This window comes from Methylotenera sp. (assembly GCF_013141425.1).
In the GTDB taxonomy this organism is placed as follows: Bacteria; Pseudomonadota; Gammaproteobacteria; order Burkholderiales; family Methylophilaceae; genus Methylotenera.
Window position 1 is genome coordinate 1 of sequence record NZ_JABFRA010000140.1, and the last position, 3,286, is coordinate 3,286.

A 3,286-nucleotide genomic window follows, 5' to 3' on the forward strand; every position below is an offset into this window, starting at 1 on the left:
GTATGCCATGCTTAACAAAGGCTGCGTGTATGGCTTGAATTGATTGAGCGACCTCGCGCAGTGAAACAACAATTTCTGTTTCAAAATACACATCGGCGCGTCGCCCTAGTGCGGCTCGGCGCATAAAGTCTGACATAGTTAGATTGCGCGCTTCGGCTGACGCGCTGATTGTTGCTGCGTCTATTGCAGTTAGGCGAATTTCAATGCGAGAGATTTTTCGCTTCTCGATTGGCATTTTTTTGAAAAGTTTACTCATATAATTTATCCTTCAAATTTAACTACTAATTACTTACTGATTTGTCTGGCGCTCATCCATGATGCCAGTTACGAAATTCTGTAACGTTAAATAACAGGCTTGAAAATCAAGCCTCATCTAACAATTTAGCCAATGCGCTTGCACGAAAAAGCACCCGTCGGCCAATTTTAATTTTTGCTGGTTTAAGTTTACGGGCTAGCTCGCTGTCGCGAGAAAGTGTCACTCTTAGGCCTTCACTACTGCGACCTAATAGCGCTGCACAATCTTTAAAAGAAAGCAAAATTCCATACTGCTGAATTATGGTTGATTCTGTTGTGCTCATTATTTATTAATCTCAGTTATCATTGATGTAGACATGATACTTACAATGTCACTAGGCAAATTTACAGAATATTCTACAAATAGGATGATTGTATGGATGGCAATTTACTTAATTCAGCCAAGGCAGTGTTACAACCTTACTATGGCTGCGACGCTGATTTTGCAAATGCTTTGATGGAATTCAAAGACGCTTTAAAGCTGTCTCATAACATCAAAACAAGAAGTTTATGGAATTTGGTAGGCCGTCAGCTAGATAAACCTTTGGAAGTCGTAATTTCCTTAGAGAAGAACGAGTTGGTTAAAAAATTATTGTTGGGCTTTAAGTTATCGACTATTGGTCACACAAAACCAAGGTATCGATTTAATATAAAGCAATCTGCAGCACGTGATTTCTCTCAGGGAAGTCCAACGATTACTGCAGATTTGGTGGATACTAAAATCAAAGCTAAGGTTTTATCTGTTGACACTGACACGCACACAATTTTAAAAAATATGGAGTTGTGGTATCAAAATGTTCGATTTGCTATCCGTAGTGCCAAATGTGCCAATACACTTGAAACTACGCTAGTAATCATCGATACATTAAAAAAATTTGTGCCTACCCGAGAAATGCACAAAAACTACGAAAGTTTACAATCCTATGTAAAGATTAAAGGCAATGCCTCTAAATACTGTAAGTTTTGTTGGCGCTTATCCTTATGTGCAACGGATTATTTGGAAGCCAGAGAAACTGATACTAAACACGACTTCAGATTAAATGATCAGTACTGTAATTACCATAATCCTAGCGATTCAACTTCCAAATATAAAACTGACTTACCTTACTTAAAAATTTTTCAACATGAGCTAATAGCTAGAAATCCGTTGAGATTGAAATCATCAAACTTTGCATTTCAATTTGAGCTGGATGATTTTTCTAAAGGCTATGAAATGGATACTAGAAAAGCTGTCTATGATTTAGTTCATACAAAACTCAGACTAACCCGTGGCAAAGAAAACCCACCTATTAGCTTGCCAGAACAAGTTTATTTGCTATTTGTGCGTGAAAAATTAAGTTTTGATGAAATTAAAGACAAACTCGAAAAGAGGATGTACTCTATTAAAAGAGCATGGGGAAAATTAGAAAGTCTTCGCAATACCCATCAACGTGAAAAAAATGTATGCGTTTCAACAGGTGAAGTTATCGACATGCTCCCTGATGAAGCACTTCTTATCAAAACAGTTAACTCATTATTGTTAAAAAATTTATCACCAGTTAAGATTGCATTGAAAATTGGACTTTTCGTACACACGGTACACGCCATCAAAATACGTATTGAGAACATCGAACAATCCATATTAAAAATTGATGAACTCAAAAAAGAATTTAAGCCAAAGCCAAACTTCGAGATAATCATATCCAAGCTTGATGAAATTATAGATCAATTACAACAATATAAGCATACTGCCATGAATATAAAGCTCATTAGTCAAATTAAAAGGGTCTTTAAAGAAAAGAAGACCTTACCAGAGTCATTTATCAGCAAGTTTATCCAGCCGCTGAACTAAATCCTCAGCGCGTAAATGCGTATATCGCCTGAGCATCTGCATGGACTTATGACCGCTGATAGAAGCCACTTCTTGGTCACTTAGTCCGACCTCAACAAAGCGACTCACTGCTTCATGTCGTAAATCATGGAAGTGTAAATCTGCCATGCCAATTTTGGCTTTTAAATCACCGAAGACTTTATTAAAGGCGTAAGGTGAGCGCTGGCCACTTTTACCTTGTTCCCCAAAAAAGATTAGTTCTACATCTTTGGGTCTAAGAGGGTTTAGGAGTGCTTCACTAATAATTAAAGTGGCATTTTTAGTGAGCGGCACGGTTCGTGCATCATCATTTTTGGTGTCCGTAAGCCTGATCACGCGTTTCTTTAAATCTACTTGGCTCACCTTAAGTGTGAGAATTTCAGACTGGCGCATGCCTGTTTCAATCGCAATCCGCGTTATCCAGCCCAGCATCGGGTTGCTGTGATTATCCATTGTTTCTATCAATAGATTTTCTTCAGCTAGGCTGATTCGTCGATTACGGCCTGCGCCTGGACTGGGTTTGCGGATATTGGCAACGGGGCTGTAAGTTAAGCCAATATGCCATTCTTTAATAGCAACTGTAAACAGGTGTCCAAGTAGCGCAAGCTCCAATCTCACCGTGTTATTTGATTTACCTTGCTCTAGCCTTAAATCACGATAGGCCGCGACCATTTCGGTAGTCACTGCTGCTAATGAGTAATTGCCAAAATGACTCAACAACTGCTTAACTCGTGTAACCTCTCGTTTTTGTGTACTAGGCTTTTTGGTGGGAACGACCTCTTTAACGTAACGAAGCATGACCGTTTCAATCGTCATTTTTTCTGACGGCGCGCGCTGAATAAATACTCCACGTACCATTTCATCTTCAGTACGGCGCGACCAGTCTTCCGCGTCTCTTTTGGTACGGAAAGTTTTAGTGCTAGTCGGCCAGCCATTCTTACGAATCATGGCTTTCCAAGTTCCTGAGGGAGTCTTTACTATCGTTGCCATGGTCGCTTTCGAGATACAGTTAATATGCTCACTGTACTGAAATTGTACCTTTTAGGCAAATTTAAATAAATCAAGGATTTAGATTTTAATCTAAATCCTTGATTTATTTGGTAGGGCGTGCGAGGGTCGAACTCGCGACAAACGGATTAAGAG

The 3,286-nt window shown here is 39.2% G+C and carries 4 protein-coding genes; 1 reads left to right on the top strand and 3 read right to left on the bottom strand.

The features are described from left to right. A partial coding sequence (locus HOO90_RS12045; protein ID WP_292843395.1) for a hypothetical protein occupies positions 1-256 on the bottom strand: 256 nt, incomplete at its 3' end. A 106-nt stretch (positions 257-362) separates the two neighbouring features. After that, positions 363-578, bottom strand: a complete 216-nt coding sequence (locus HOO90_RS12050; protein WP_292843397.1) for a DNA-binding protein — start codon at positions 576-578, stop codon at positions 363-365. Positions 579-670: 92 nt separating this feature from the next. Here HOO90_RS12050 and HOO90_RS12055 point away from each other — a divergent pair, with 92 nt between their 5' ends. Continuing rightward, the gene (locus tag HOO90_RS12055; protein WP_292843399.1) at positions 671-2,125 is read left to right on the top strand and encodes a hypothetical protein; all 1,455 of its coding nucleotides are present in this window, start codon (positions 671-673) and stop codon (positions 2,123-2,125) included. On the opposite strand, the gene HOO90_RS12060 is transcribed toward HOO90_RS12055, so the two are convergent. Further along, the gene (locus tag HOO90_RS12060; RefSeq protein ID WP_292843401.1) at positions 2,090-3,133 is read right to left on the bottom strand and encodes a site-specific integrase; all 1,044 of its coding nucleotides are present in this window, start codon (positions 3,131-3,133) and stop codon (positions 2,090-2,092) included. The two genes, HOO90_RS12055 and HOO90_RS12060, sit on opposite strands and share 36 nt — an antisense overlap. Between the last annotated feature and the right edge of the window lie 153 nt (positions 3,134-3,286).

Excerpts from the sequence above, each read along its gene's own strand:
- HOO90_RS12050 (WP_292843397.1), bottom strand. The coding sequence starts at position 578 with ATGAGCACAACAGAATCAACCATAATTCAGCAGTATGGAATTTTGCTT.
- HOO90_RS12055 (WP_292843399.1), top strand. The coding sequence starts at position 671 with ATGGATGGCAATTTACTTAATTCAGCCAAGGCAGTGTTACAACCTTAC.
- HOO90_RS12060 (WP_292843401.1), bottom strand. The coding sequence starts at position 3,133 with ATGGCAACGATAGTAAAGACTCCCTCAGGAACTTGGAAAGCCATGATT.